Annotated in this window: 14 protein-coding genes; 5 read left to right on the forward strand and 9 right to left on the reverse strand. The window is 76.2% G+C overall.

Annotated features, from left to right (window positions below):
- Window positions 1-79: 79 nt before the first annotated feature.
- Window positions 80-451 carry a hypothetical protein gene (locus tag ACFVVL_RS12565; protein WP_380288152.1) on the forward strand — a complete coding sequence of 124 codons (372 nt, stop codon included), beginning with the start codon at window positions 80-82 and terminating at the stop codon, window positions 449-451.
- Window positions 452-480: 29 nt separating this feature from the next.
- Here the strand turns inward: ACFVVL_RS12565 and ACFVVL_RS12570 are convergent, their stop codons facing one another.
- Both ACFVVL_RS12570 and ACFVVL_RS12575 read right to left on the reverse strand, forming a co-directional pair.
- Window positions 481-1,164: a beta-glucanase gene (locus ACFVVL_RS12570; protein ID WP_387673983.1), complete on the reverse strand. Its 684-nt coding sequence runs from the start codon at window positions 1,162-1,164 to the stop codon at window positions 481-483.
- Between the two features lie 190 nt (window positions 1,165-1,354).
- The gene (locus ACFVVL_RS12575) at window positions 1,355-2,107 is read right to left on the reverse strand and encodes a CBS domain-containing protein (RefSeq protein ID WP_387673986.1); all 753 of its coding nucleotides are present in this window, start codon (window positions 2,105-2,107) and stop codon (window positions 1,355-1,357) included.
- 624 nt (window positions 2,108-2,731) lie between these two features.
- Between ACFVVL_RS12575 and ACFVVL_RS12580 the strand changes: the two genes are divergently transcribed.
- Entirely contained in the window at window positions 2,732-4,264 is a 1,533-nt protein-coding gene (locus ACFVVL_RS12580) for an SDR family oxidoreductase (protein WP_387673989.1), read from the forward strand.
- Here ACFVVL_RS12580 and ACFVVL_RS12585 read toward each other — a convergent pair.
- From ACFVVL_RS12585 to ACFVVL_RS12610, 6 genes are all read right to left on the reverse strand, one after another.
- Complete coding sequence (locus ACFVVL_RS12585; RefSeq protein ID WP_380288160.1) at window positions 4,256-4,741, reverse strand: MarR family winged helix-turn-helix transcriptional regulator; 486 nt, start codon at window positions 4,739-4,741, stop codon at window positions 4,256-4,258. The genes ACFVVL_RS12580 and ACFVVL_RS12585 overlap by 9 nt on opposite strands.
- A 114-nt stretch (window positions 4,742-4,855) precedes the next feature.
- Window positions 4,856-7,033 carry an MMPL family transporter gene (locus tag ACFVVL_RS12590; protein WP_387673993.1) on the reverse strand — a complete coding sequence of 726 codons (2,178 nt, stop codon included), beginning with the start codon at window positions 7,031-7,033 and terminating at the stop codon, window positions 4,856-4,858.
- Between the two features lie 61 nt (window positions 7,034-7,094).
- Window positions 7,095-7,487 (reverse strand): hypothetical protein, encoded by a 393-nt coding sequence (locus tag ACFVVL_RS12595; RefSeq protein WP_380288164.1) that lies wholly within the window; start codon window positions 7,485-7,487, stop codon window positions 7,095-7,097.
- Window positions 7,488-7,619: 132 nt separating this feature from the next.
- Window positions 7,620-7,985: a hypothetical protein gene (locus ACFVVL_RS12600; RefSeq protein WP_387673996.1), complete on the reverse strand. Its 366-nt coding sequence runs from the start codon at window positions 7,983-7,985 to the stop codon at window positions 7,620-7,622.
- Between the two features lie 250 nt (window positions 7,986-8,235).
- Window positions 8,236-8,601: a hypothetical protein gene (locus ACFVVL_RS12605; RefSeq protein ID WP_387673999.1), complete on the reverse strand. Its 366-nt coding sequence runs from the start codon at window positions 8,599-8,601 to the stop codon at window positions 8,236-8,238.
- A 186-nt stretch (window positions 8,602-8,787) separates the two neighbouring features.
- On the reverse strand, window positions 8,788-11,910 hold the full coding sequence (locus tag ACFVVL_RS12610; protein ID WP_387674002.1) for a phosphocholine-specific phospholipase C: 3,123 nt from the start codon (window positions 11,908-11,910) through the stop codon (window positions 8,788-8,790).
- Between the two features lie 553 nt (window positions 11,911-12,463).
- On the opposite strand from ACFVVL_RS12610, the gene ACFVVL_RS12615 reads away from it, so the two are divergent.
- The 3 genes from ACFVVL_RS12615 to ACFVVL_RS12625 all read left to right on the forward strand — a co-directional run bounded on the left by ACFVVL_RS12615 (window position 12,464) and on the right by ACFVVL_RS12625 (window position 24,675).
- Window positions 12,464-15,679: an amino acid adenylation domain-containing protein gene (locus ACFVVL_RS12615; RefSeq protein ID WP_387674005.1), complete on the forward strand. Its 3,216-nt coding sequence runs from the start codon at window positions 12,464-12,466 to the stop codon at window positions 15,677-15,679.
- A gap of 150 nt (window positions 15,680-15,829) precedes the next feature.
- On the forward strand, window positions 15,830-21,514 hold the full coding sequence (locus ACFVVL_RS12620) for an amino acid adenylation domain-containing protein (protein WP_387674008.1): 5,685 nt from the start codon (window positions 15,830-15,832) through the stop codon (window positions 21,512-21,514).
- Window positions 21,511-24,675 (forward strand): amino acid adenylation domain-containing protein, encoded by a 3,165-nt coding sequence (locus ACFVVL_RS12625; protein WP_387674011.1) that lies wholly within the window; start codon window positions 21,511-21,513, stop codon window positions 24,673-24,675. The genes ACFVVL_RS12620 and ACFVVL_RS12625 overlap by 4 nt, the downstream gene beginning before the upstream one ends.
- Here ACFVVL_RS12625 and ACFVVL_RS12630 read toward each other — a convergent pair whose 3' ends face one another.
- Entirely contained in the window at window positions 24,676-25,302 is a 627-nt protein-coding gene (locus ACFVVL_RS12630) for an SRPBCC family protein (protein ID WP_387674014.1), read from the reverse strand.
- Between the last annotated feature and the right edge of the window lie 86 nt (window positions 25,303-25,388).

Raw genomic sequence — 25,388 nt, forward strand, 5'->3', positions numbered from 1 at the left:
TACGCCGCCCGACGCCCGCCGGGCCGGGAAACCCCCGGGCACCGGCCCCACCCGGACCGGGCCGGGTAGCGTTCGCCCCATGAACCACCACCCGCCGGCCGACGACCGCGAGCGCCTCGTCGCGGCCGGGGTACTGCTCCGCTACCAGGACCACCGCCCCCACCCCGCCCTCGGCCACTCCCCCATCGCCTACGTCTCCACGGCGCTCTGGTTCGAACTCACCGCACTGGCCATCGTGCCCGCCGCGGCGGCGGCGACCGCGCACGCGCTGCTGCGCTCCATCGCCGCCGACGCCCTGGACGCCGCGCTCGCGCCCGGCAACGAGTCCGCGCCGCGCGACGACCTCTACGTCACGCACCCCGCCCACATCGGCCCGTACCGCCGGGTGGTCTGGTTCCAGCGCTCGGGGCCGCGCCGTCTGATCACCGCGATGTTCCCGCCCGAATCCTGATCACGGGCGCCGCACGAGCGAGCACCGCCTCACGGATGCCGCAGCGCCCCGGTGCCCGCGCCGCCGCGCTCGACCCGCAGGCTGTGGCAGGTCCAGCCGAGCCGGTCCGGCCCGAAGGCCGGCGGCCGGGCGTGGTAGGTGCCGTCCGAGACCGAGAGGTTGACGATCAGGTACGCGTGCCAGCCGCTGCCGACGCCGCGACGGTCGGCGTGCACGAGGGTGTCGTCGACGAACCAGTCCACCGAGTGCGCGCCGAAGACGGTCCGCAGGCCGAAGGTGGCGCCGGGGGCTATGCCCGCGTCGGCCCCGTGCCAGTACCGGTAGCCGCCCCGGACGTGGTTGGAGATCTCCAGCAGGTCCGGGTTGTCGGGGTGGTACTCGAACACGTCGATCTCGTTGCCGCCGTCCCGCCACGTCCAGATCGCCGGCCAGGCGCCCACCTCGACGGGCAGGGTGACCCGTGCGCTGAGGGTGTCGCCGGTGCGGACCTGGAAGCCCTCCGGGCTGCCCTCGGTGGTGAGCAGGCTGCACGTCCACAGCTCGCCGCCCTGCCGCCGGGTCGCGGTGAACAGGCCGCCGGGGCAGTAGGCGCGGCTGAGGAAGTCGAGTTTGTGGTCACCCCGGTTGGTCGGCCCCATCCGCGGATAGGCGCTGCTGCGCCCCGCGACCCACTGGCTGGTCGATGTGAAGTCCGCGTCGAACACGACGGCCACGGCTGCCTCCCCGGTACCCGGCGGCGCGGCGGCCCGCTACCGCCGCACACGCCGAGTGAGATACCCGGTACGCAGCGCAATATTCGAAGCGGACGCTCCGAGTCCGGCCGGACACCCGGCCGAACGGCGCGGACGCCGACCCGACGCGCGGGAGCCGGCGCGGCGCGCGCGGCGCGCGCGGCGCGCGGGATCAGCCGATCGGCGCGGGCGTGTCGTTCCCGCGCGCGTCACCGTCGCGCGCATCGCCGTCGCGTATGCCACCGTCGCGCGCGTCGCCGTCGCGCGCCTCCCCCGGTCCGATCGGGGAACCGCTCGCCGGGCCCAGGTCACCGAAGCTGTCGGCGCTCATCCGGTCGGTCACCGAGACGACGCCGTCCACCGAACGGCAGAGGTTCAGCACGATCGGGACGAGATACGGCTCGGGCACGGTACCGCTGAGCACCACCCGCCCCTGGTCGACCTCGACGCCCACCTCGGCGGGGCTCACCCCCTCGATCCGGCCGAGCACCTCCTCCACGATCTCCCGGCGGATCACCCGGTCCTCGCGCAGGAAGACCCGCAGCAGGTCGCCCCGGCTGACCATGCCGAACACCCGGCCGTCCGGGTCCAGCACCGGCAGCCGCTTCACGCCGTGCCGGCTCATCATCCGGGCCGCCACGACCACACTGGCGTCCGGGGTGGTGCACACCACCGGGCCGGTCATCAGGTCCGCGGCGGTCACCGCGCCGCCCGGGCCGGTCCGGGGGAGCTCCGGCGGCGGCATGTGGCTCCCCTGGTCCTCCTGGGCGGCCAGGGTGAGCAGCAGGTCCGCCTCCGAGACGATGCCGAGCGGCCGGCCGTCGCCGTCCACCACCGGCACGGCGGTGATGTCGTACTCGGCCAGCAGCGCGACGATCTCCCGGAAGCCGGTCTGGGGGGCGACCTGGACCACGGGACTGGTCATCACTGATTCGACGGTGGCATGCCGCACGCCGGTTCACCTCGTCCGCAGGCGTGGTCCGACCGGACCCCTGTCGTCCGATCGGCTGTACCAGGAGCATCTCCCCCGGCCGGGCGCTCCGCCAGGGGCCAAGGGGCTGAACCGGCGGGACCAAGGGCCCCTCCGGCCCTACCCGTCGCCTACCCGCCACCTGGCCGCCGCCTCCCCCGGACAGCTCCGGACGGCACCGGACGGCATCGGGCCGCCCCGCCCGCGCCCCACCGCACCCCGCCACCAGGCCGGACCGCGTTGCGCCGAACGGGCGACGCGCGGGCGGCCCCGTGCGGTGGGCCCGCGTGACGGCGGAGAGGCACCACCCGGCCCGCCCTCAGGAGGGCCGGACCGGCCGAGGCCCGACGACGCACGCCACGGCCACGTTGCCGCACCGGGCGACGAACCCGCCGTTGCCGGGCCCGGACTCGGAGACCGTGGACGCGCTGCGCAGCCGCCGAGGGTCCGCCTCCGGTGCCCCGGCGGCCCGGACCGCCCTGGGCCGGACGGGCGAGTCCCCGGCCGCCCCGGTGCGGGCCGGCCGCGCTGCGGAGATCATCGTGGCGACCAGCCGCAGACCGCTGCCCGGGAGCCACCGTGACCGACCCCGCCCCCCTCGTCCCCGCCGGCCCGCTGCGCTGCCTGGTCACCGGGGCCACCGGCTACATCGGCGGCCGGCTGGTGCCGGAGCTGCTGGACGCCGGGCACACCGTGCGGTGCCTGGTCCGCGACCCGGACCGGCTGCGGGACCACCCCTGGCGCGGGCGGGTCGAGGCCGTCGCCGGGGACGTCACCCGCCCGCAGAGCCTGGCCGGCGCGTTCGCCGGGATCGACGTCGCCTACTACCTGGTGCACGCGCTCGGCACCGGCCCCGGCTTCGAGGCCACCGACCGGGCCGCCGCCGAGGCCTTCGGGCGGGCGGCGGCCGCGGCCGGGGTGCGGCGGATCGTCTACCTGGGCGGACTCGCGCCCGCCGGGGTGCCGGCCGGCAAGCTCTCGCCGCACCTGCGCTCGCGGGTCGAGGTCGGGCGGGTGCTGCGGGCCGGCGGCGTGCCGACCGCCGAACTGCGGGCCGCGGTGATCATCGGCTCGGGCTCGGCCTCCTTCGAGATGCTCCGGTACCTCACCGAGCGCCTCCCGGTGATGGTGACCCCGCGCTGGGTGGACACCCGGATCCAGCCGATCGCCGTGCGGGACGTGCTGCGGCTGCTGGTCGGGGCCGCCGGGCTGCCGCCCGAGGTGAACCGCGCCTTCGACATCGGCGGGCCCCAGGTGCTGACCTACCGGCGGATGATGGAGCGCTACGCGGCGGTGGCCGGGCTGCCGCGCCGGCTGATCCTCGCCGTCCCCGTCCTCACCCCCCGGCTCTCCAGCCTCTGGGTCGGCCTGGTGACGCCGGTGCCGAGCTCGATCGCCCGGCCGCTGGTGGAGTCGCTGCGTCACGAGGTGGTCCGCGGCGAGCACGACCTCGACCGGTACCTGCCGCCGCCCCCGGGCGGCATGGTCGGCTTCGACGCGGCGGTCGGGCTCGCGCTGCGCCGGATCCGGGACGCGGACGTCGCCACCCGCTGGTCCTCCGCCTCGCTGCCCGGCGCCCCGAGCGACCCGCTGCCGACCGACCCGGACTGGGCCGGCGGAAGCCTCTACCAGGACGTCAGGGAGCTGCGGGTGGACGCCGCTCCGGCGGCGCTGTGGCGGGTCGTGGAGGGGATCGGCGGGGAGAACGGCTGGTACTCCTTCCCGCTCGGCTGGGCCGTGCGCGGCTGGGTCGACCGGCTGGTCGGCGGGGTGGGGCTGCGCCGGGGGCGGCGGGACCCGGCGCGGCTGCGGGTCGGCGAGTCGCTCGACTTCTGGCGGGTGGAGGAGATCGAACCGGGGCGGCTGCTGCGGTTGCGCGCGGAGATGCGGCTGCCGGGGCCGGCCTGGCTGGAGCTCACGGTCGCGCCGGACGGCGCGGGCGGCAGCCGCTACCGGCAGCGGGCGCTGTTCCACCCGCGCGGGCTGGCCGGGCACGCGTACTGGTGGGCGGTGGCGCCGTTCCACGCCGTGGTGTTCGGCGGGATGGCCCGGCGGATCACCGAGCAGGCCCTCCGCGAGCCCCGGGACGGGCCGGCGGGCGGCTCAGCGTGAGTGGCGCAGCTCCTCCAGCTCGCCGGTCATCCGGCCGAGGAAACGGGCCACGGCGGCGAGCTCACCGGGCGTGAACTCGGCGCGGACCGCCTCGGTGCGGCGGGCGACCGGGGCGAACCACTCGGCCGCCATCCGGCCGGCGCCGGGGAGGTAGTGCACCAGGACCAGCCGGCGGTCCGCCGCGTCACGGGTGCGGCGGATGTGCCCGGCCCGCTCCAGGCGGTCCAGCACCGCGGTGACGGCGCCCGAGGAGAGGTTGAGCTCCTCGCCGAGCCGCCCGGGGGTGATGCCCGGGGACGCCGCGGTGGGGTCCCCGGCCCGCATGATCGCGAGCAGGGCCTGCACGTCGGTGGTGTGCAGGCCGCTGGCGGCGGCGAAACCGTGGCCGAGCAGGTTCATCTCGGAGGCGAGGTCCTGCAGCAGCCGGCCGAGCTCCGGTGTGCCGTGCGAGCTCTGCTGCTCCCCCTGCTCCGCCAAGGCGTGTTCTCCGGTTGCGTACGACGTCGGGCCGACCCGTTCAGCCTAACGGTGCCGCCGCGGCGCGGAGAGCGGCCCCCGGGGTGCCGGGGCCCGCCTCGTCGCGCGCGCGGCTCACACCCCCGGGCCGACCCGTTCACCCGACGGCCGCGGGTCCGCCGGGGCGGGAGCCGCCGGGCCGGCCGCCGCGCGGCCGGTACGGGCCGGCCACCAGACCCGGTCACCGAGGTCCCGGACCAGGGCCGGCACCAGCAGCGAGCGCACCAGCAGGGTGTCCAGCAGCACGCCGAAGGCCACGATGAAGGCGATCTGGGCGAGGAAGGCCAGCGGGATCACCCCGAGCGCGGCGAAGGTCGCGGCCAGCACCACGCCCGCCGAGGTGATCACCCCGCCGGTCGCGGTGAGCCCGCGCAGCACCCCCTCCCGGGTGCCGGAGCGCAGCGCCTCCTCGCGGACCCGGGTCATCAGGAAGATGTTGTAGTCGACGCCGAGCGCGACCAGGAACACGTACCCGTAGAGCGGCACCGAGGGGTCCACGGCGGAGAAGCCGAACACGTGCGGGAAGACCACCGCGCTCACGCCGAGCGTCGCCAGGTAGGAGAGCGCGACCGTCGCGGCCAGCAGCACCGGCGCGAGCAGCGAGCGCAGCAGCAGGACGAGGACGGCGAGCACGCACAGCAGCACGACCGGGGTGATGAGGGTGCGGTCGTGCGCGGCGGTGGTGCGGGTGTCGTCCTGCTGCGCGGTGTAGCCGCCGACCAGCGCCCGCGCGTCGGGGACGGCGTGCACCGCCTGCCGCAGCCGGTGCACGGTGGCGATCGCCTCGTCGCTGTCGGCCGGGTCGGTGAGCGTGGCCTCCAGCCGGACCCGGCCGTCGACGACCAGCGGTGCGCCGCCCGGCGCACCGGCGGTGGTGGCGCGGACGCCGGCCACCCCGGGAACGGCGGCGGCCGCGGCGGTGACGGCCTCCGCGCGGTCGGCGGCGGCGATCACCACGGCCGGGTTGCCGCTGCCGCCGGGGAAGTGTGCGGAGAGCAGCCGCTGGCCGGCCACCGAGGGCTGGGCCTTGACGAAGAGTTCGCTCTGCGGCACGCCGCCGGCGTCCAGGGTGGGGGCGAGGGCGGCCAGCGCGGTCAGCACGGCGAGGCTCGCCGCCCACAGGGCGCGCGGGCGGCGGGCGACCAGCGCCGCGACCCGGGTCCAGACCGGGTGCACCGGGGCCCGGCCGTCGGCGGCCGGGCGGGCCGGCCAGTAGGCGGCGCGCCCGGCCAGCACCAGGGCGGCGGGCAGGAAGGTGAGCGCGGAGAGCACGGCGCAGCCGATGCCGATGGCGCCGACCGGGCCGAGCGCCCGGTTGTTGGTGAGGTCGGAGAGCAGCAGTACCAGCAGGCCGAGCGCGACGGTGGCGCCGGAGGCGGTGACCGGCTCGACGGACTGCCGCCAGGCGGTGCGCATGGCGGCGAACCGGTCGCCGTGCAGGTGCAGCTCCTCGCGGAAGCGGGCGGAGAGCAGCAGGCCGTAGTCGGTGGCGGCGCCGATGACCAGGATCGACAGCAGGCCCTGGACCTGGCCGTCGACGGTGACCAGGCCGTGGTCGGCGAGCAGGTAGACCAGCGCGCAGGCGATGCCGAGGGCGAAGACGGCGCCGAGGATGACCAGCAGGGGCAGCAGGACGGCGCGGTAGACGGCGAGCAGGATCAGCAGGACCACGCCGAGCGCGACCCCGAGCAGCAGGCCGTCGATGCCGGCGAAGGCGCCGCCGAGGTCGGCCAGGATGGCGGCGGGCCCGGCCACGCCGACGGTGGTGCCGGGGACGCGTTCGGCGAGTGCGCGGACGGCGCGCACGGTGTCACCGGTCTCGCGGCCGAGGTCGGCGCGCAGCTGGACGACGCCCTGCACGGCGAGGCCGTCGGCGGAGGGGAGGGCGGGCGAGACGCGTCCGGTGGCGCCGGGCAGCGCGGCGGCGTCCTGCAGGGCCTGGGCGGCGGCGGCGCGCCGGGTGTCGTCGAGGGGGCCGGTGCGGCTCTCCCAGACGACGATGACGGGCAGGGCGTCCCCGGCCCGGAAGTCCGCGCCGAGCCGGGCGGCCTCGGTGGATTCGGCGCTGCGGGGCAGGAAGGCGGCCCGGTCGTTGGTGGCGACCTCGCCGAGCCGGCCGGCGTAGGAGCCGAAGGCGCCGCCGAGGCCGAGCCAGACGATCAGCAGGGCGAGCGGGACGAGCAGCCGGGCGCGGCGCGGCCGGGCGGGGGGTGCGGCCGGGTCGGCGGAGGCGGCGGGACGGTCAGCGGGCATGGCGGGGCGCCCTCCGGGATGCGGCGGGGTGGCGGACAGCCCGGATCATATCTCTCGACCGTCAAGAGACTTGACGGGCGGAGAGACCTCGCGGCCGCGCCAGGAGTCCGGCCACCGAGAGCGCTCCCCAGCCGACCGAGACCGCGACCGCCATCACCCGGTGCCGCCGGGCCGGGAGGGCGGTGGCGAGCAGGGCGGCGTCGCCGAGGTCGGAGGCGATCCGGACGGCGGTGGCGGTGCGCAGCGCGGCGTCGTTCGGGGCGAGGGCCATGGCGAGGCCGCAGGCGGCGTCGCGCAGGGCGAGCGGGCGCAGGCAGGCGGCGACCTCGGCCGGCACCGAGCCGTCGGGCGCGGTGAGGCCGGAGGGGCGGGCGAGCAGGGCGGGGCGGCGGGCGACGGCGAGTCCGTAGACGGCGGTGGCGGCGCCGGTGAGGCGCAGCAGGCGCTGGTGCATGGCGGTGGTCTCCCGGGACGGGCGGCGGACGGGGTGCGACCAGTGTGCCGACCCGGGGCGCGGGACGCGCCGACGGCCCACCGGTGCGGGACCGGCGGGCCGTCGGCGGCCGCCCGGGAGGCGGCGGGGGCGTCAGGAGACGCGCTTGATCTGCCAGGAGTTGTTGTTGAAGCTCGGGACGGCGGCGTACTGGCAGCTGCTGTTGTAGAACGCGGACAGCTGCACCCAGCCGGCCGGCGGGAGCGTGGAGGAACAGACGTTCAGCGTGGTGCCGATCGGCAGCCCGGAGGCCTGCTTGATCTTCTTCGTGTTGGGGCTGAAGGTCGAGCCGCAGCTGAAGTCGTTCCACCACTGCACGTCGACCCAGCCGGAGGGGGTGAGCTGGCTGCCGCACACGGTCTGGATGTCGCCGGGGGCGGCGTGCGCGGTGGTGGCGGTCAGAGTCAGCGCGGCGGCGGCGCAGCCGACGGCCAGGGCGGCGACACGAAGACGGGACACGGAGCGGCTCCTCTCCACGGCGCGGACGGTCCGCGCCGGCCACCCATTCCTATCGGCGGGAACATGACACGGACAGTGGCTTTCCGGCCCGGTGCGCCCGCGCACGCGTCGCGTTCGCGACGGTTGACAGTGCGCCGGCGCACTTGTTTGCGGCATATGCACGCCCCGTCGGCACCCCGGCCGGGCCCGGACACGCCGACGGCCCACCGGTGGTGGGCCGGTGGGCCGTCGGCACGCTGCCCGCGGGGCGTCAGGAGACGCGCTTGATCTGCCAGGAGTTGTTGTTGAAGCTCGGGCTGACCGAGTACCGGCAGCTGCTGCTGTAGAACTCGGACAGTTGCACCCAGCCGGCCGGCGGCAGCGCCGACGCGCAGACGTTGAGCGTGGTGCCGATCGGCAGGCCGTCGACCTGCTCGATCTTCTTCGTGTTGGGGCTGAAGGTCGAGCCGCAGCTGAAGTCGTTCCACCACTGCACGTCGACCCAGCCGGAGGGGGTGAGCTGGCTGCCGCACACGGTCTGGATGTCACCGGGGGCGGCGTGCGCGGTGGTGGCGGTCAGGGTCAGCGCGGCGGCGGCGCAGCCGACGGCCAGGGCGGCGGCACGAAGACGGGACACGGAGCGGCTCCTCTCCACGGCGCGGACGGTCCGCGCCGGCCACCCATTCCTACCGGCGCACCCATCGGCACGGACAGTGACTTTCCGGTCCGGCCGCCGGGGCACCCATCGCGTCGGCGGCAACCGAAGGCCCGCCCGCGCCCCGGGATCCGGGGACACGGGCGGGCCGGGCGGGGCGGCGGGGTGTCAGCCGGTGATCGGCGCGACGTCCAGGCGGATGTGGTCGACGGCCCAGAACCAGTTGTTCCCGGCGTCGTACATCCGGAACTTGAGCGTCACGCTGCGGGCGCCCGCCGGGACGGCGAACTGCTTGGCGACGAAGGTGTTCTGGACGTCCTTGCCGGCGTTGTCGTTGCCGGTGGCGTCGGAGCTGTAGAACACCAGGCGGGTCTCGGCGCCGTTGTCGAAGACCGCGGTGACCGCGGCCTTCTGCGGGGCCTCCTGCCGGTAGTGCGAGTCGAAGCCCAGGTACAGGGTGGTGGCGCCGGCCGGGACGGGCACGGCGGGCGAGACCAGGGTCGAGTCGAAGACGCCCTTCTTGGACGGCGAGCCGGTGTCGTCCCAGTCGTCCGGGTCGGCGACGGCCAGGATGCCCAGGCCCCGGGTGAAGTTGCCGCGGTCCTGGCCGGCCGGGTTGGACCACTCGCGCTTGGTGTGGAAGGTCCAGCCCTGGAGGCGGGTGGTGCCCTGCGGCATGCCCGGGGCGTTGACCACCGACCAGCCCTGCGGCGCCTGCGCCGTCCAGCCGAGCACCCCGCCGACCGGCTGGAGCGCGCCGGCCAGCGACTCGAAGTCCTCGCCGAGCAGGTGGCCGGTCATCACCGGGGCGGTGCGGGCAGCGAGTTCGCCGTCGGCGACGGCGAAGCGGTCGCCGGCCTGCGCCCGGGCGGTGACCAGCACCCGGTGGGTGGCGCCGTCCGGCAGCCGGGCGGGCGGGGTGACGTCCCACTCGGCGGTGGCGGTGGCCCCGGCGGCGAGCGAGGCGGGCGCGGCGGTGACGGCGGTGACCGTCCAGCCGGCCGGGACGACCGGCTGCGCCTCCAGCGCGGTGAGCGCGGTGGTGGCGGTGAAGCGGGCGGTCACCCGGGCCGGGCGGCCGGGCAGCAGGATCGCCTCGTCGATGGTGGTGGAGGCGGCCTTGAGCGCGACGTCCACGGCCAGCGGGTCGGCCAGGCCCATCGCCGGGTCGGTGAGCAGGTGCTCGCCGTCCCAGGGGAAGCGGCCGGCGATCCGGCGGCGGAAGCCCAGTTCGCCGCGGACGCCGACGGCGACGTCGTACCAGCCCTCGGGGCCGACCTTGACGTTGACGGTCCTGTCGTCGCCGGCCGCGACCCGGACCTCGCGCAGGCCGTCGCCGTAGGCGAGGTCGCCGACCAGGAAGGTCTGGGCGGTGCGCGAGCGGTTGATCACGTCGACCTCCAGCACCTTGCCGTTCTTCTCCTCGGACAGCGAGATCTCGTAGGGCGCGTCGACGGTGCCGCGCAGGTGCCAGAGCGCGCCGTTGGGGCCGTGCACCCGCAGGTCGTAGCCGTCCGGGCCGACCGTCCAGACGTCGGAGAGCCGGGACTTGGCGCCGACGGTGTAGTGGCGCGGCGGGGTGCCGGGCTCGGGGTAGACGGCGAGGACGGCGCCCTGCTTGCCCTGGTTGATGAGGTCGATGGTCAGCTGGTCGCCCTTGAGGCGCGGCTTGACGATCAGGTCGTAGGGGGCCGGGCGGGCGGCGCGGGTGCCGCGCTGCTGCTGCGGGAAGACCTGCGGGTCGGGCACGGTGGGCGCGGGCAGCTTGCCGGTGTCGACGACCTTCTGCCGGTTGCCGCTGGTGTCCGGCAGTTCGGGCCAGCGCGGGTCGCGGCCGGAGAAGTCGAAGACGTTGGTGAGGTCGCCGCAGACCGAGCGCCGCCAGGGGCTGATGTTGGGCTCCTGGACGCCGAAGCGCTGCTCCAGGAAGCGCAGCACCGAGGTGTGGTCGTAGACGGTGGAGTCGATGACGCCGCCGCGCGTCCACGGCGAGACGACGATCATCGGCACCCGCACGCCCAGGCCCATCGGGTAGGGGCCGGAGACCACGCTCTCACCGGCGGGCAGGGTGTCGGACCAGGTGAGCGAGCCGTCGGCGGCCTTCACCCGGTACCTGCCGTCCTGGCCGACCACCCGGTGGTAGGTGGAGCCGCCCTTGCCGACCCGCACGACCACCTCGCCGTCGACCGGCACGGTGGACTTGCCGCGTCCGGTGGCCAGCGGCGGGACGGGCGGCAGGTTGTGGTCGAAGAAGCCGCCGTGCTCGTCGTAGTTGAGGATGAAGACGGTCTTCTGCCACACCTCGGGCTTGGCCGCGAGGGCGGCCAGCAGCCGGGCGGTGAGGTGCTCGCCGTTCGGCGGCGCGTAGTTGGCGTGCTCGGAGAGCGCGGCGGGGGCGACGATCCAGGAGACCTGCGGGAGGCTGTCGGCCCGGACGTCGGCGGCGAAGGCCTCGACCAGGGCGTCGCCCATCGCGAAGGGGTCGTTCTTCTTGGCCGGGTCGCCGACGGCGCGCATGCCGCGCTCGTGGAGCGGCTCACCGGGCTTGGCCTTGACGAAGGGGGTGAACCAGGCGAGCGCGTTGTCGTCGAAGTTGTCCAGCGCCTGGTAGGTCTTCCAGCTGACGCCCGCCTTCTCCAGGCGCTCGGCGTAGGTGGTCCACTCGTAGCCGCCGGGGATCTCGGTGTTGTCGGTGACCGGGGTGTCCCGGACGGTGCCGCCGCTGGTGCCCGTCATGAAGTGGTCGCGGTTGGTGTTGGTGTTGCACTGCACCGACGCGTAGTAGGCGTCACAGGCGGTGAACACCGAGGCGAGCGCGTGGTAGAAGGGCATGTCGGCGCTCTCGTAGTAGCCCTGGCCGAGCCAGCCGCCGGAGCGGCGGGTGACCGAGCCGTCGGCGAGGCCGTCGTTCCAGGCCTTCATCGAGTCGACGAAGCCGAACGCGGGGGCTCCCTGCTGGTAGGCGTTGGTGTGGGCGGCGTTCATCGCGAAGGGCAGCAGGTAGCCCTCCTTGCGGCTGGGGTCGGGCTGGTGGAAGACCGAGCGGCCGTTGACGCCGCGCACCGCCGCGCGGTCGCCGAAGCCGCGGACGCCGGGCAGGGTGCCGAAGTAGTGGTCGAAGGCGCGGTTCTCCTGCATGAACACCACGACGTGCTGGATGTCCGCCAGCCGGCCGGGGCGGGCCGGCGCGGCGAGCGCCTCGCGCACGCTGAGCGGGAGGGCGGACAGCACGGCGGCCGCCGTCGCGCCGCCGAGCAGGGTGCGGCGCGACAGTTCGGGCTTCGGACTCATCGGGGGTGGCTCCTTGTACACAGCGGGGGTGGTCGGACGCTTTGGTCCAGACCCGTTATGTGTACGGGTCCCAGATGGACGGGAACGGGGGGTTCGATGGCGCGTCGATGACGGACAGTGAACCCCGAGCTGTACAGACAACTTGGCCCCATCCGGCACCCCTCGCCGCGACCGCCCGCCCCGCCCTTGACCGGGACCCCTCAAGGCGGACCAGCCGCCCGGACACGGAAGGTAGTTGACGAACCGTCGGCAGGCACCGGCCAGGTCGTGGACAACCCTTGACGAGGCATGTGGTCTGTGGAAATCTCACGGCAGGTCCAGGCCAATGATCTTCGAACGGGGGAGAGGATCGGAGCGTCCGACGCATCAGGGGGGACACCTGGGAGTCGGGTCCGGCCCTGCCTCGGCGTCCTGCCGACCGGTCCGCGGGGCGGGCCGGCCACCCTTCGGCAGCCGCGCCGTCCGACCGCGCCGTGCCGCGTCCGCGCCGCCACGGCCACCGCTCGGACGGGTGCCCCGCAGCATCGTCTCCGACTCCCGAATCGAGCGCAGCATGTCCGACTCCCCCAACCGGCCCGGCCCCTCCTCCGCCGCCGGGGACCCCGCGAGAGCGACGGACGCCACCGGGCCCGCCTCCCCCGCCCAGCACGGGATCTGGCTGACCAGCAGGCTCACCCACGTGCCCGAGGTCTTCCACCTCGCGCTGCGGCTGGCCTTCGACCGGATCGACACCGACGCGCTGGCCCGCGCCGTCACCGCGACCGTCGCCCGGCACCCCGCCCTCACCTCGGCCCTGGTGGAACGGGGCGGCACGCTCCACCTGGTCCCCGCCGGGCGGGCGCCCGCGCTCACCGTCCTCGACACGGCCGCCGACAGCGGCGAGGCGCTCGCCAAGCGGCTCACCGAGGAGCTCGCCCTCCCCTTCGACCTGGCCGCCGGGCCGCTCGCCCGGTTCACCCTGCACCAGCAGCCGGACGGCGGCGCCGAACTGCTGGTGGTGGCCCACCACGCGGTGTTCGACGGCGCCTCGAAGGACGTGCTCGCCGCCGACCTGGCCGCCGGGTACGCCGCCGCCCTCGCGGACGGGACGCCCGCCGGGGCCGTCGCCGCGGAAGCACCGCAGCCCGTCACCGACCCCGCCGGGCCGGCCGGGCCCGCCGATCCCGCCGCGGCCGAGGCCGCCGCCGCGTTCCACGGCCCGCGCTGGGCCGCCGCCACCGACCCCGTGCTACCCGGCGGCGCCCGGGCCACCACCGACGCCGGCCCGGGCGAGGCCGTCACCTGGCGACTGGACGGCCCCGCCCGGGCCGCCCTCGACGCCGCCGCCCGGCAGACCGGGGTGACCGTCTTCGAGTTCCTGCTCGCCGCCCTGCACGGCCTGCTGCGCCGCTACGGCGGCGAGGCCGTCCCGGTCTCCGTCCCGGTCTCCACCCGCCGCCCCGAACAGCGCGGCGCCATCGGTCTGTTCGTCAACGAGCTGCCCGTGTACGCGCCGGCCGGCACCGACGCGGACGCCCCGTTCGCGCAGTGGGTCCGGGCCGTGCGCGCCGAGGTCCGGCACCTCGCGGAGCACCGCACCGTCCCCTTCGGCACCGCCGTGGCCGGGCTCACCCCCCGCGCCGGGCTCGCCCCGGTCTCCTTCGGCTACCGCCGCCGCACCACCGCCGACCCGGTCTTCCCCGGCAGCACCACCCGGGTCGACTGGACGGTCTTCCACCACGCGGCCCGCAACACCCTGCACCTCCAGGCCGTGGCGGACCCGCAGGCGGTCGAGTTCTCCCTCCAGTACGACCCGGCCGTCCTCGCCCCGGGCGCCGCCCGCCGGATCGCCGGTCACTACGCCACCCTGCTCGCCGCCGCCGCGGCCGACCCCGGCACGGCGCTCGGCGACCTGCCGCTGCTGGACGCGGCCGAGCAGCGGCAGGTCACCACCGACTGGAACGCCACCGCCCGGGCCTACCCCCGGGAGCGGACCGTGCTCGACCTGGTCCGGGAGCAGGCCGAGGCCGCCCCGGACGCCCTCGCCGTGGTCGCCGGCGAGCAGCGGCTGACCTACCGGGCGCTGCTGCGGCGCGCCGAACGGCTGGCCGGCGCGCTCGGCGCGGCCGGCATCGGCCGGGGCGACCTGGTCGGCCTGCACCTCGCCCGCACCGCCGACCTGCCGGCCGCACTGCTCGCCGTGCACACCGTCGGCGCCGGCTACCTGCCGCTGGACCCCGGCTACCCGGCCGAGCGGCTGGCCTTCGTGCTCGCCGACTCCGGCGCCGCCCTGCTGCTGGCCGACCGCGAACCGGCGCCCGAGGTGGCCGCCGCCGCCCCGGCGGTGCTCCGCCTCCCCGGGAACGGCGACGCCCCCGCACCGGCCGCGGCCGCCCCCGCCGCGGACGCCCCCGGCCCGCTCGCCTACGTGCTCTACACCTCCGGCTCCACCGGCCGCCCCAAGGGCGTGGAGATCGGCCACCGGGCGCTGGTCAACCTGCTGGGCGCGTTCGCCGAGCGGCTCGGCTCCGGCCCCCGGGACGTCTGGCTCGGCCTCACCTCGCTCTCCTTCGACATCTCCGCCCTCGAACTGCTGCTGCCGCTGACCACCGGCGGCCGGCTGGTGCTGGCCCCGGACGGCCTGGCCGTCGACGGGCCCGGGCTGCGTGCCCTGGTCGAGCGCGAGGGCGTCACCCACGTCCAGGCCACCCCCTCGGGCTGGCGGGTCCTGCTCGGCGCCGGGCCGCTGCCCGCCGGCCTCACCGGCCTGGTCGGCGGCGAGGCCCTGCCGCTGCCGCTGGCCCGCGAGCTGCGGGCCGCCACCGTCCGGCTGCTCAACGTCTACGGGCCGACCGAGACCACCATCTGGTCCACCTGCGCCGAACTGCCGCCCGCCCCGGAGACCGTCCGGATCGGCCGGCCGATCGCCAACACCCGCGCGTACGTGCTGGACGCCCGGCGCCGGCCGCTGCCCGTCGGGGTGCCGGGCGAGCTGTACCTGGGCGGCGACGGGCTCGCCGAGGGCTACCTCGGACGGCCCGAACTGACCGCCGAGCGCTTCGTCGACGACCCGTTCGGCGCGGACGGCGACCGCCTCTACCGCACCGGCGACCTGGTCGCCTGGAGCCCGGAGGGGGACCTGGAGTTCCTCGGCCGGCTCGACGACCAGGTCAAGATCCGCGGCCACCGGATCGAGCTGGGCGAGATCGAGTCCGCGCTGCTCGCCCACCCGGCCGTCGCCGAGGCCGCCGCCGCGGTGCACCGGGAGGGGGAGGACGGGGAGCCGTTCGTCGCCGGCTACCTCGTCCCGGCCGCCGGGAGCGGCACCGACGGGAGCGCCGCCGCCGAGGACGCCGCCGGGAGCACCGCCGCCGGGAGCGCCGTGCCCTCCCCCGCCGACCTGCGGGCCTTCCTCCAGCAGTCGCTGCCCGGCGCCGCCGTCCCGCAGCGCTTCCTGGTGCTCGACCGGCTGCCGCTGACGCCCAACGGCAAGCTGGACCGGCGCGCGCTGCCCGTCCCGCCGGTGCCCGTCGAGGCGCCCGCCGGGCCGGCCGGCGGACCGGAGCACGACGAGGTGCTCACCACCGTCCTCGGCGTCTGGTCCGAGGTGCTGCGGCTGCCCGACCTCGGCCCCGAGGAGGACCTCTTCGAGCTCGGCGGACACTCCCTGACGATCATTCAGATCACCGCCAGGATCCGCGACCTGCTCGGCGTCGAGCTGGACTTCGACGTCTTCTTCGCCACCCCGACCCCGCTCGGCATCGCCGCGGCCGTCCGCGAACTCCGCTGACCCGCGGGAGGCCCGCCCGGGCCTCCCGCACCCGCTCCCGCGCCTCCCTCCCTGCGCCCTCGCCCCCCTCCCCCGCGGTGGCCCGGCCCCGGCGATCCCGCCCCGGGCCCGCCCCGCCACCGCCCCGACGTGCGCCGAATGGAACACCCGATGACCGACCTCCAGGACCCCGCCTCCGGGCTGTCCGCGACCAAACGCGCCCTGCTCGCCCAGCGGCTGCGCGCCGCCGCGGCCGGCCCCGCGGACGCCCCCGGCCCCGCCCCCGCGAGCACCGTCCCCGCCCGGCCCCCGGGCGCCGAGGTGCCGCTCTCCAGCGGCCAGGAACGGCTCTGGTTCATGGACCAGTTCGCCCCCGGCTCCACCGCCTGGGCGCTCGCCCCGGCCCGCCGGCTGCGCGGCCCGCTCGACCGCGCCGCCCTGGACGCCGCCCTCGCCGACCTGATCGCCCGGCACGAGGCCCTGCGGATGTCCTTCCCCGCCGGCCCCGAGGGCACCGCGTCGGTCCGGATCGCCGAACCCGGGCCGTGCACGGCCGAGTTCGTCGACGCCACCGACGACCCCGACCCGGCCGCCCGCGCCGCGCGGGAGCTCGGCGCCCGGGTGGCGCAGCCCTTCGACCTCGGCGCCGGGCCGCTGCTGCGCGCCCTGCTGGTGCGCACCGGCCCGGACGAGCACGTGCTCGCCCTGGTCATGCACCACATCGTCAGCGACGGCTGGTCGCTCGACCTGCTGCACCGCGAGCTCGACGCCCTGTACGCCCGGCACGCCCACGGCACCCCGGACCGGCTTCCCGACCTCCCGGTACAGTTCGGCGACTACGCCCGCTGGCAGCGCGAGCGCCTGGCCGGCGAGGCGCTGTCCGCCTCCCGGGCGCACTGGCGCGAGGAACTGCGCGACGTCCCGGCCCTGGAGCTGCCCACCGACCGGCCCCGGCCGCCGGTGCTGACCTTCGAGGGGGCCGCCACCGAGTTCCACTGGAGCCCCGAACTCGGCCGGGGCGTCGCCGCGTTGGCGCGCGCCTCGAACGCCTCCGGCTACATGGTGCTGATGGCCGCCCTGCAGGCCCTGCTCGGGCGCCACGCCGGTCAGCGGGACTTCGCGATCGGCTCGGCCGTCGCCGGCCGCCTGCACCGCGAACTGGAGGGCGTGGTCGGGCTCTTCGTCAACATGCTGCCGATCCGGGCGCGACTGGAGGGCGACCCGACCTTCGGCGAACTGCTCCGCCGGGTGCGCGGCACGACGCTCGACGCGTACACCCACCAGGAGGTGCCGTTCGAGCAGATGGTGGCCGACCTCGACATCGAGCGCGACGTCAGCCGCTCCGCCGTCTTCCAGGTCAGCTTCGCCTTCCAGAACTACGGGGACCGCGGCGCCGCCGGCGACCCGGGCTCCCCCGGCGCGCCGAGCGCCGAGAGCTTCGGGCACGAGGCCGCCACCACCCGCACCGACCTCGCCTTCTACCTGCGCGAGAAGTCCGACGGCGGCCTGTACGGGCTGCTCACCTACCGCACCGACCTGTTCGACGCCGCCACCGTGCGGCAGCTGGTCGAGCGCTTCGAGCTGCTGGTCACGGCCGCGGTGGCCGACCCGCAGCGGCCCGTCTCCCGGCTGCCGCTGCTCACCCCCGGCGAGCGGCAGGACGTCCTGGAGCGGTGGGCCGCCGGCCCGGCACTGCCCGACCCGGCCGACGGCCCGCACACCCTCACCGCCCTGCTCACCGGCACCGCGCGCGCCCACCCGGACCGCCCGGCGCTGGAGTTCGAGGGCCGCACCGTCGACTACCGGGAGCTGGACGAGCGTTCCAACGGCCTCGCCCGGCGGCTGCGGGCGCTCGGCGTCGGACCGGACGACCGGGTCGCGGTCTGCCTGGAGCAGTCGCCCGAACTCGCGGTCGCCCTGGTCGGCGTGCTCAAGGCCGGCGGCGCCTACCTGCCGCTGGACCCGGAGCAGCCGCCCGCCCGCCTCGCCCAGCTGGTCGCCGACGCCGGTGTGCGGGTGCTGCTCACCGACTCGGCGCTGCGCGAGCGCTTCCCCGGCCACGAGGGCGCCGCGCTGCTGCTGGACGTCGATCCGGCGCAGCGCGACCCCGAGCCCCTGGAGGAGGTCTCCGGGCCGGACCACCTGGCCTACGTCATCTACACCTCGGGCTCCACCGGCACCCCCAAGGGCGTCGCCGTCCAACACCGGCAGATCCTCAACTACCTGGCCGGGGTGCGGGAACGGCTGCGGATCGAGCCGGGCGCCGGCTACGGGCTGCTGCAGTCGCTCTCCTTCGACTTCAGCATCACCATGCTCTACCTCGCGCTGAGCACCGGCGGGCAGGTCCACCTGCTGCCGCGCCGCATCGCCGGAGCCGAACTGGCCGAGCGCATCGAGGCGTTGCGGCTCGACTACCTGAAGATGACGCCCTCCCACCTGGCGGCGCTCGGCGCCGACGCCCCGATGGAGCGGCTGCTGCCCCGCCGGGCGCTGGTGCTCGGCGGCGAGGCCTCGGCCTGGCCGTGGGCCGCCGAACTCGCCGCCCTCGGCCGGTGCGCGGTCTTCAACCACTACGGGCCGACCGAGGCCACCGTCGGCGTGACCGTCCACGAGGTCACCGCCGAGGCCGCCGGGCCCGGCAGCACCCCGATCGGCACCCCGCTCGCCGGGGCCCGCTGCCACGTCCTGGACGAGGCGATGCAGCCGGTGCCGCCGGGCGTCACCGGCGAGCTGTACCTGGGCGGCGACCGGCTGGCCCGCGGCTACCTGGGCCGCCCGGACCTCACCGCCGAGCGCTTCGTCGACGACCCGTTCGGCGCGGACGGCGACCGCCTCTACCGCACCGGCGACCTGGCCCGCTGGCGCACCGACGGCACGCTCGACTACCTGGGCCGGGCCGACGACCAGATCAAGGTGCGCGGCTACCGGGTCGAGCCCGGCGAGGTCGAGGCCGCCCTCACCGCCCTGCCCGGCATCACCCAGGCCGTCGTGCTGGCCCGCGGCGAGGGGCTGCGGCAGACCCTGGTCGGCTACCTGGAGCACCCGGGAGACGGCCCCGCCCCGGCCGCGGCCGAGCTGCGCGAGGCCCTGTCCGAGGTGCTGCCGGACTACATGGTCCCGGCCCGCTTCGTGGTGCTGGAGCGGCTGCCGCTGCTGGCCCACGGCAAGGTCGACCGGCGCAGCCTGCCCGAGCCCGAGGAGCCCGCCGCGAGCGGCGAGTTCGTCGAACCCGAGGGCGAGGCCGAGGAGTTCGTCGCCAACCTGTGGGCGGAGCTGCTGGGCGTCCCGCGGGTCGGCGCCCTGGACGACTTCTTCGAGCTCGGCGGGCACTCCCTGCTGGCCACCCAGGTGGTCGCCAAGCTGCGCCGCGCCTACCCCGACCTCCCCACCCCCGTCGGGGTGATGGACCTCTTCAAGTACCCCACCGTGCGCCGGCTGGCCGCCCTGGTCAGCGACCCGCACGCCGACCGCGGCCCGCGCAGCCTGCTGCACCTGCTCACCCCGCCCGGCCGCAAGGCCACCGCGAGCCTGGTCTGCGCGCCGTACGGCGGCGGCAGCGCGCTCATCTACAAGCCGCTCGCCGACGCCCTGCCCGACGACTGGGCGCTGCACTCGCTCGCCGTCCCCGGCCACGAGCTGGGCGAGGAGGCGATGGACGTCGACGAGGTCGCCGCGGGCTGCGCCCAGGAGATCCTCGACAACGTCGAGGGGCGCGTCGTCCTGTACGGCCACTGCGGCGTCGGCGTCCGGCTGGCGGTGGAGATCGCCCGGCGGGTGGAGGCGGCGGGCCGCGAGATCGAGGCCGTCCACCTCGGCGGCATCTTCCCCTTCGCCCGGCCGCGCGGACGCGGCGCCGCCGTCGGCGAGTGGTGGGCCCGCACCGCCGACCGGCTGCGCAGCGACCAGGGCATGATCAACGCCCTGGCGGCGGCGGGCCTGGAGACGGACGAGGTCGGCACCGAGCAGCTGCGGCTGATGGTCGCCAACCGGCGGATCGGCACCCGGGAGGCCGAGCAGTACTTCACCCGGCTGTTCGAGGGCATCGAGGACGGCCGGATCGCGGACGGCCGGATCTCCGCCCCGGTGTACGCGGTCTGCGGCGACCGGGACCCGGCCACCGAGTTCTACGAGGAGCGGTACCGCGAGTGGCACCGGCTCAGCGACACCACCGGCGTGGTGGTGCTGGACGAGGCCGGCCACTTCTACCTCAAGTACCGGGCCGCCGAGCTCGCCGAGATCCTCACCACCGTGCACCGCTCGGTGGCGGACGGCACCGAGGAGCGGCACCGGCGCGCCGAGGGCGCCACCTGGTGGCTGGCCGGGCTCTCCCGGCCCGGGGACGCCCCCGAGCAGGCCCCGGCCGCGCGGCCCGTGCGGCCGACCATGCGCCGCTTCCTCGGCGTCGCGGCGGGCCAGCAGATCTCGATGATCGGCTCGGCGCTCACCGAGTTCGCCCTGCCGGTGTGGATCTACCTGTCCACCGGCTCGCTCGCCCAGTTCGGCCTGCTGGCCGCCTGCGGCCTGGTGCCCGGCATCCTCACCGCGCCACTCGCGGGCGCCCTGGTGGACCGCGGCGACCGGCGCCGGATCATGCTGTACGGCGACGTGGCGGCGGGCCTGACCCAGGCGGTGATGCTGCTGCTGTACCTCACCGACTCCTTGCAGGTCTGGCACGCCTACGTCCTGATCGCGGTGCTGTCGACGGCGCTGACCTTCCAGCGGCTGGCCTGGAACTCGGCGGTGCCCCAGCTGGTCCCGAAACGTTTCCTCGGCCGCGCCAACGGCGTCGTGCAGATGGCCTTCGGCCTCGCCCAGTTCCTGGTCCCGCTGTTCGCCGTCGGCCTGCTGTCGGCGCTCGGCCTCGGCGGCATCCTCGTGATGGACGTCGCCAGCTACGTGGTCGCCACCGGTGTCACCCTGGCCGTGCGCTTCCCCGACGTGATGGCCGCGCGGCGGCGCGAGAGCGTCGCCGCCGAGATCCGGGCCGGGTTCCGGCGGGCGCTCGGCAGCCGGCACTTCCGGGCGATGCTGCTGTTCTTCGCCGCCCTCAACATCTTCCTGTCGCCGCTGTTCCTGCTCACCACCCCGCTGGTGCTCTCCTTCGCCCCGCTGGCGGCGGCCGGCTGGGTCTCGGTCGCGGCCGGGCTCGGCGCCGTGCTCGGCGGGCTGACCCTGCTGGTCTGGGGCGGGCCGCGCCGGCTGCGGCTGCGCGGCGTGCTGTTCGCCACCCTCGGCCTGGCGGCCGCCTGCCTGGTGACCGGCCTGCGCCCGAGTGTCTGGCCGGTGGCGCTCGGCGCCTTCGGCATGGCGTACGGGCTGGGGCTGGTCAACGGCGTCTACGCGACGATCGTGCAGACCAAGGTGCCGTTGCGCTTCCACGGCCGGGTGATCGCCGTCAACACCATGGTGGCCTGGTCCACCCTTCCGATCGGTTTCGCCGTGGTCGCACCGCTCGGGCCGCGCCTGGTCCAGCCGTGGATCGAGGAGAACGGCGCGCTGGCCGGCACCGTCGGCCGGCTGATCGGCACCGGCGAGGGCCGCGGCATCGGCCTGCTCTACCTGCTGTTCGGCCTCGCCATGGCGCTGCTGGTGGCCGTCTGCCTGGCCGTCCCGGCGCTGCGCCACTTCGACCGCGACGTGCCCGACGCCGAGCCCGACGACCTGGTCGGCCTGGCCACCCTCTCGGCCCGCACCGGGGCCGCGCCGGCGCCCGCGTCCGGACCCGCGCCCGTGTCCGCCGTCCCCGCTTCGGCGTCCGCGCCCGTGTCCGTGCCCGCCGTCCCCGCTTCACCTGCCGAACCCGCCGCATCCGCCGCATCCGCGCGCCGTACCGGAACCGAGGCCGCCGCCCGATGACCACCACCGACCGGACCGCGGGCGGCGCCCGCCCCGCCGAGGCCGTCCACCCGCTCACCGAGGAACAGCGCCGGCTCTGGTTCCTCCAGCAGCTCCACCCCGCCGACGCCGGCTTCAACATGTACCTGTGCCGCCGCTGGAGCGGCCCGCTGGACGTCGCCGCGCTGCGCACCGCCCTGGAGCGGCTGACGGCCCGGCACGAGCCGCTGCGCACCCGCTTCGCCCTGGACGGCGAGGCCCCGGTGCAGCTGGTCGAACCGCCCGCGGCCGTCCCGCTCGACCTGCTCGCGCTCGCCCCCGGCGCCGCCGAGCAGGACTTCACCGAGGCCTGCCGCCCGGCCGTCAACGCGCCGTTCGAGCTCGCCGGGCGCCCGCCGCTGCGCGCCGTCCTGGTCTCCGCCGGCCCCGACGAGCACGCGTTCGCGCTGGTGGTGCACCACATCGTCTCGGACGGCTGGTCGTTCGGGATCCTCTGGCGCGAGCTGCTCGCGCTGTACCGGGAGGCGACCGGCGAGGCCCCGGCCGATCTCGCGCCGCTCGCCCTGAGCTACGGCGACGTCGCGCGCGCCGAGCAGGAGCGCGCGGCGGCGGGCGGCGCCGAGGCCGCGTTCCGCTACTGGGCGGAGAAGCTGGCCGGCACCGGCCGGCTGCGGCTGCCGCTGGACCGCCCCCGCCCGGCCGAGCCGCAGCACCCGGCGGGCTTCGCCACGGTGGCGCTGGACCCGGAGCTGACGGCGGCCCTGGACGCGCTGGCCCGGCGCGAGCGCTGCACCCCGTTCATGGTGCTGCTCGCCGCCTACCAGTGCGTGCTCGCCCGCTGGACCGGCAGCCACGACTTCGTGGTCGGCACCCCGCTCGCCGGCCGCACCGAGGCGGCACACGAGGCGCTGGCCGGCTACTTCGCCCGCACCGGCGTGCTCCGTGCCGACCTCACCGGCGAGCCCGGCTTCCGCACCGTGCTGCACCGCGTGCGCACCGCCACCCTCGGCGCGCTCGGCCACCAGGACGTCCCGCTGGAACGCCTCGCCGTCCACCTGGACCTGCCCGCCGAGGCCGGGGCGGCGCCGCTCTACCAGGCGGTGTTCGTCCACCAGAGCCAGTACGACCTGGCCGGCGAGGGCGGCGGCGCCCCGCTGCCCGCCGGGGTGCGCACGGCCTCCATGGACTCCGGCTTCGAGCGCGCCAAGACCGATCTGCTGCTGGACAGCTGGCGCACCCCCGACGGCGGTCTGACGCTCTCCTTCTGCTTCGACCGGGAGGTGCTGGACCCGCAGACGGTGGCCGCGCTCGGCACCCGCTGCCGCGCACTGCTCGCCGCCGCCGTCGAGGACGCCACGGTGCCGCTGCACGGCGACTGGCTGATCGGGGCCGAGGAGCGCGCGGAGCTGCTGGCCCTGGGCACCGGTCCCGCGGCCCCTTCCGACGCCCGGCCGGTGCTCGCCCGCTTCGCCGGGCGGGCCGCCGCCACGCCGGACGCCCCGGCGCTGGAGTGCGACGGCGAGGTCCTCTCCTACGGTGAACTCGACCGCCGCTCCACCGAGCTGGCCGCACGGCTCGGCCCGGTCGCCGGGCAGCTGGTGGCCGTCCGGCTGGCCCCGTCCTTCGCACTGGTGACGGCCCTGCTGGCGATCTGGAAGGCCGGCGCCGGTTACCTGCCGCTCGACCCGGCCCACCCGGAGGAGCGGCGGCGGCTGATGGTCCGCGAGTCCGGCGCCGTCCTGCTGCTGACGGACGAGGGCGGCGAGGGCCTGCGCGTCCTTCCCGGCGCGGACCCGGCTCCCGGCGACGACCGCTCCGGCCTCGCCTACGTCCTCTACACCTCCGGTTCCACCGGCACCCCCAAGGCCGTCGCCGTCGACCACGCCGCGCTGGCCGCCCGCGTCGACTGGATGGCCGGCCCGGACGGCTACGCCCTCACGCCCGGGGACCGGATCGTCCAGTTCGCCTCGATCGGCTTCGACACCCACGCCGAGGAGCTCTGGCCCGCCCTCGCCGCCGGCGCCCGCGTCGTCCTGCTCCCCGGCGGCGGCCGGACCCTGCCCGAGCTGCTGCGCGGCCCGCGGGGCGCGGACGTCACCGTGCTCGACCTGCCGACCGCCTACTGGGAGGAGCTGGTCTCGCACGACGGCCGCACCCCCTGGCCGGCCGCCCTGCGGCTGGTGGTGCTCGGCGGCTCCGAGGTCCGCGCCGACGCCGTCGCCCGCTGGCGGGAGCGGCACGGCGACACCGTCCGGCTGGTCAACACCTACGGCCCGACCGAGGCGACCGTCATCGTCACCGCCGCCGACCTCGGCGCCCCGGACACCCGACGCCGCCCGCCGCTCGGCCGCCCGCTGCCGGGCGTGCGGCTGTACGTGCTGGACGAGCGCGGCGCCCTGCTGCCCCGCGGTTCCGAGGGCGAGCTGCACATCGCCGGCACCGGCCTGGCCCGCGGCTACCTCGGCCGCCCCGACCTGACGGCCGCCGCCTTCCTCGACGACCCGTTCGCGGACGGGGCGATGTACCGCACCGGCGACCGCGCCCGCTGGCGCACCGACGGCACCCTCGACTACCTCGGGCGGGCCGACGAGCAGATCAAGCTGCGCGGCTACCGGATCGAACCGGCCGAGATCGAGGCGGCCCTGACCGGCCGTCCGGACGTCCTGCGGGCCGCCGCGGTGGTGCTCGGCGGCCGCCGCCTGGTGGCCTACGCCGTCCCGGCGCCCGGCGCCGAGCCCGACCCCGCCGCCCTGCGCGAGCACCTCGCCGTACGGCTGCCCGCGTACCTGGTCCCCGACACGGTCGTCCTGCTCGACACCCTGCCGCTGACCCTCAACGGGAAGCTGGACACGGCGGCCCTCCCCGAACCGGACCAGGCCTCCGCGCGCCCGTACGTGGCGCCGCGCACCGACGCCGAGCAGTTGGTCACCCAGCTGTGGCAGGAGGTCCTGGGGGTGCCCCGGGTGGGGGCCCTCGACGACTTCTTCGAACTCGGCGGGGACTCACTGCTGGTCACCCGGGTCGTCGCCCGGATCCGGGCGGGCGTCGGTCTGGAGGTTCCGATCCGGGACGCCTTCGAACTCTCCACCGCCGCCGCGCTCGCGGCCCGCGTCGAGGAACTCCTTGTCGCGGAGATCGAGGCCCTGAGCGAGGACGAGGCGGCGGAGCGGCTGTCCGACTGATCACGACCGGGGCGCAGGCGTCCGCCCGGACGCCTGCGCCTCGGCGGCGGCCTTGAGGGCGGTCAGCCAGCCGTCCAGGCCCGCCTTGAGGATCGCGGTCGCCACCGGCACGTCGGCGTCCACCTGCGGGCCGGTGTGGGTCTCCTCGGTGCTGACCTTCACCCCTCCCCCCTTGACCGCGGCGAAGCGCCAGACGTGCACGCCGTCGATGTGCACGCCCTCCCCCACCGCCGGACCGGTCCAGCGGATGCAGGCGCCCTGCTCGACCTGCCGCACGGTCGAGGTGATGTCCAGAGCGGTCGCCGGGATCCCGGTCCCGGGCGGCACCGGCGTCGTCCAGCGGAACGCCGACCCGGCGCGGAAGCGGCCGTGGTCGAGGCGCTCGGCACTGGTGACGGGCTGCTGCCAGGACGGCCAGCGGTCCACGTCGGTCTGGAGCCTCCAGATCACGCCCAGCGGTGCGTCGATCACGGTCTCCGTCCGGTACCGCACCTGCGCGGCGGGGTCGACACCCGCACCCCGGCAGGTCAGCCCCTCGGCCGCCGCGGGCACCGCGGGCACCGCGGGCGCGCCGAGCACCCCGACGACCAGCGGAATCGTGATCACAGCGGCCCGGATTCCCACCATGGCATTTCCTTCCCTAGAGGCCATCCCTTTCGTTAGAAGTTCTAACCCCTCACTGTCCCGACAGTCAATAGCTACCGTGATAGGTT

This window comes from Kitasatospora sp. NPDC058115 (genome assembly GCF_042884635.1).
Classification (GTDB): domain Bacteria; phylum Actinomycetota; class Actinomycetes; order Streptomycetales; family Streptomycetaceae; genus Kitasatospora.

What these genes read in the sequence shown, in the direction of transcription:
- ACFVVL_RS12565 (WP_380288152.1), top strand. Translation starts at nt 80, where the DNA reads ATGAACCACCACCCGCCGGCCGACGACCGCGAGCGCCTCGTCGCGGCC.
- ACFVVL_RS12575 (WP_387673986.1), bottom strand. Translation starts at nt 2,107, where the DNA reads ATGACCAGTCCCGTGGTCCAGGTCGCCCCCCAGACCGGCTTCCGGGAG.
- ACFVVL_RS12590 (WP_387673993.1), bottom strand. Translation starts at nt 7,033, where the DNA reads ATGCCCGCTGACCGTCCCGCCGCCTCCGCCGACCCGGCCGCACCCCCC.
- ACFVVL_RS12595 (WP_380288164.1), bottom strand. Translation starts at nt 7,487, where the DNA reads ATGCACCAGCGCCTGCTGCGCCTCACCGGCGCCGCCACCGCCGTCTAC.
- ACFVVL_RS12610 (WP_387674002.1), bottom strand. Translation starts at nt 11,910, where the DNA reads ATGAGTCCGAAGCCCGAACTGTCGCGCCGCACCCTGCTCGGCGGCGCG.
- ACFVVL_RS12615 (WP_387674005.1), top strand. Translation starts at nt 12,464, where the DNA reads ATGTCCGACTCCCCCAACCGGCCCGGCCCCTCCTCCGCCGCCGGGGAC.
- ACFVVL_RS12620 (WP_387674008.1), top strand. Translation starts at nt 15,830, where the DNA reads ATGACCGACCTCCAGGACCCCGCCTCCGGGCTGTCCGCGACCAAACGC.
- ACFVVL_RS12625 (WP_387674011.1), top strand. Translation starts at nt 21,511, where the DNA reads ATGACCACCACCGACCGGACCGCGGGCGGCGCCCGCCCCGCCGAGGCC.
- ACFVVL_RS12630 (WP_387674014.1), bottom strand. Translation starts at nt 25,302, where the DNA reads ATGGTGGGAATCCGGGCCGCTGTGATCACGATTCCGCTGGTCGTCGGG.